Source organism: Vibrio sp. OPT46, from assembly GCF_015163535.1.
Classification (GTDB): domain Bacteria; phylum Pseudomonadota; class Gammaproteobacteria; order Enterobacterales; family Vibrionaceae; genus Vibrio; species Vibrio alginolyticus.
The window spans coordinates 762-4,048 of the sequence record NZ_JADDYG010000298.1 but is presented as its reverse complement, the minus strand read 5'-3'; the positions used below and the strand labels follow the sequence as shown (position 1 = coordinate 4,048).

The following is a 3,287-nucleotide window of genomic DNA, read 5'->3' as shown; positions in this document are numbered from 1 at the left end:
TTCTTAAAATCCGATCTTGATATTATCGTGTTTTGTGACACCAATAACAACCAGTGAACGATGTGGTTTTACATACACGATGGAAAAATAGTCGTCTATTTGATCTATTTTGATGAATCAATAAGAAATTGAATCGTTTGCTGAATGTATTGTTAGCGAGAGGATACTACCTATTAATTTTCATCTAATGTGTGATTTTAAAAAAAGCCCGCCTCTCCCAGGTAGAAAAGAGAGGCGGGCAATGTATATTTACAAGCTAATTATTTAAACTTTCTGAGTGCTTGATGGACTGTGTTTATATCTTACTCGTGAAGGTACGAGTGATGACGTCTTGCTGTTGCTCTGTCGTTAGAGAGTTAAAACGTACCGCATAACCAGACACTCGAATCGTCAACTGAGGGTATTTCTCTGGATGTTCAACCGCATCCAATAACATCTCTCGGTCTAGAACGTTGACGTTAAGGTGTTGACCACCTTCAATCGCAATGCCCTCGTTGCTTGCTTCGTGATGGAAGTAACCATCCATTAGCGCAGCTAGGTTCTTCTTCTGACTCAAGTCATCTTTACCCAATGCGTTAGGCACAATTGAGAAAGTGTAAGAAATACCATCTTTAGCGTAAGCGAACGGTAATTTAGAAACCGATGCCAGAGACGCAACCGCCCCTTTTTCATCACGACCGTGCATTGGGTTTGCACCCGGTCCAAAAGGCATACCTGCGCGACGGCCATCTGGTGTATTACCCGTTTTTTTACCGTAAACCACGTTAGATGTGATTGTTAAAATCGATTGAGTTGGCACTGCTTCGCGGTAGGTGTGCATCTTCTGAATTTTCTTCATGAAGCGCTCAACTAGATCACAAGCGATGTCATCAACACGGGCATCGTTGTTACCAAATTTTGGATAATCACCTTCGATTTTAAAATCAACGGCGATGCCATCTTCATCACGAACGGGTTTCACGGTTGCGTATTTAATTGCTGCTAAAGAGTCTGCAACAACAGACAGACCTGCAATACCACACGCCATCGTGCGGTGCACGTCGCGATCCATCAATGCCATCAGTGATGCTTCGTAGCTGTAACGGTCATGCGAATAATGGATGATGTTCAACGCTGTGACGTATTGCGTTGCTAGCCACTCCAACATATTGTCGAAACGAGGCATCAAAGCGTCAAAGTCGAGAATTTCATCTTGAACTTTGTCCACTACCGGACCCACTTGCGCTTTCGATTTTTCATCGATACCACCATTGATGGTGTAAAGCAGTGCTTTTGCAAGGTTGGCACGTGCACCAAAGAATTGCATGTGCTGACCAACAACCTGCGGGCTCACACAACAGGCAATCGCGTAGTCGTCATTGTCGAAATCAGGACGCATTAGATCGTCGTTTTCGTATTGAACCGAAGAGGTATCAATCGACACTTTTGCAGCATATTGTTTGAACGCTTCAGGCAATTGCTCTGACCAAAGAATCGTCATATTTGGTTCAGGAGCAGGGCCCATAGTATGTAGCGTATGTAAGTATCGGAATGTCGTTTTAGATACTAGTGTACGGCCATCAACACCCATACCTGCCATGGCTTCGGTTGCCCAGATTGGGTCGCCAGAAAACAATGAATCGTATTCTGGTGTGCGTAGGAAGCGAACCATGCGTAGCTTCATGATGAAGTGGTCAATCATTTCTTGCGCTTGTGATTCATCAATCAAATCGTTTGCGATATCGCGCTCTAGATAGACGTCTAGGAAAGTCGAAGTACGGCCCAGTGACATTGCTGCGCCGTTTTGCGATTTAACCGCCGCTAGGTAGCCAAAGTAGGTAAATTGGATCGCTTCTTGTGCTGTTTTTGCAGGTAGCGACATATCAATGCCGTATTTCAGACCCATTTGACGAATGTCTTCAAGTGCTTGAACTTGATCGGCTATTTCTTCGCGAAGACGAAGTGTTTTCTCAAGATCGTTGCCTTGTTCTAAGAACGTTTGTGTTGAATTGTATTGTTCTTTTTTGTCTGCTTTTAAGAAGTCGATACCGTATAGGGCGAGACGGCGATAGTCACCAATGATACGACCACGGCCATAAGCATCAGGAAGGCCCGTGATGATGCCGGATTTACGACAGGCTAGAATTTCTTTGGTGTAAAGGTCGAAACACGCTTTGTTGTGAGTTTTACGGTATTCAGTGAAGATTTTTTCAACCGTTGGATCCAATTCGCGGCCATAAACTTCGCACGAGTTTTTTACCATGCGAATCCCGCCATTGGCGATGATTGCACGTTTTAGCGGTTGATCAGTTTGTAAGCCAACGATCTTTTCCAGATCTTTGTTGATGTAGCCTGCATCGTGGGAAGTGATTGTTGAGGGCAAGTCTGTGTCAAAATCAATAGGGGCGTGTGTGCGGCTTTCTTGTTTTATGCCTTCAAGCACTTGGTTCCATAATGCTGAAGTGGATTTGCTAACCTCGGCTAAGAAAGACTCGTCTCCCTCATAGGGTGTATAGTTTTTTTGGATGAAGTCACGAGTGTTGACAGAGTTTTGCCATTCACCAGCAGTAAATCCAGCCCATGCATCTAGCATGTCAGTTGTCGGAATAGTCATAAGTAAATCCCTAAGTTATTGATAATTAGAATGGAGGCGACGAGTAGGACGGAACCATTCTTAACCCTTTTAATCGTATGGATTTATTTGGTATGAGTAAAATGAATGCTTTTCATTTTTTCAATGATTAAATTGCATTAATAATAGATTCAATTGGTTATGATTGTTTTTTGCTAGAAAAGAGACAGAATTAAATGTGTGGTACTGTGAGAACACTATCTATGACAATGTTATGAGTTCTGTAATTTGAACTTATTTCGGTGTGATTTTATGACGCCTAGATTGGCTTAGATTTCATGGCGATTAAGATACAAAAAAAGCCGTGTCTTGCGACACGGCTTTTCTATAATCTGGCTCCTCCTGCTGGGCTCGAACCAGCGACCTGCGGATTAACAGTCCGTCGCTCTACCAACTGAGCTAAGGAGGAATTGCTTTGCTTGAAAGCGGGACGAATCTTACCGAGCACTCAAACTACTGTCAACAGTAAAAAAATACATTTTTAGAAAAAAATATTGAGTTAAGGGCTTTACTTTTCTGTATGGCTTGCCAGTAAAGGCTCGAGGTTAGTTATCCACTAAATTTGTGGATAAGTATGTTGATGAGATCTGGGTAAAGAAAATTGATATGCAACTAAGTTTTTATTTAATGAATTTTTAGTCAGAGTTATGCGTAAAATAAGCAAATAAAACAGAGG

1 protein-coding gene and 1 tRNA gene are annotated in these 3,287 nt (G+C 42.4%); both read right to left on the bottom strand.

What is annotated here, in order from left to right; genetic code table 11:
• Positions 1-295: 295 nt before the first annotated feature.
• Complete coding sequence (gene pflB, locus IQR33_RS13395; RefSeq protein ID WP_065274718.1) at positions 296-2,593, bottom strand: formate C-acetyltransferase; 2,298 nt, start codon at positions 2,591-2,593, stop codon at positions 296-298.
• 351 nt (positions 2,594-2,944) lie between these two features.
• A tRNA-Asn gene (locus tag IQR33_RS13390) sits at positions 2,945-3,020 on the bottom strand.
• Positions 3,021-3,287 lie beyond the last annotated feature (267 nt).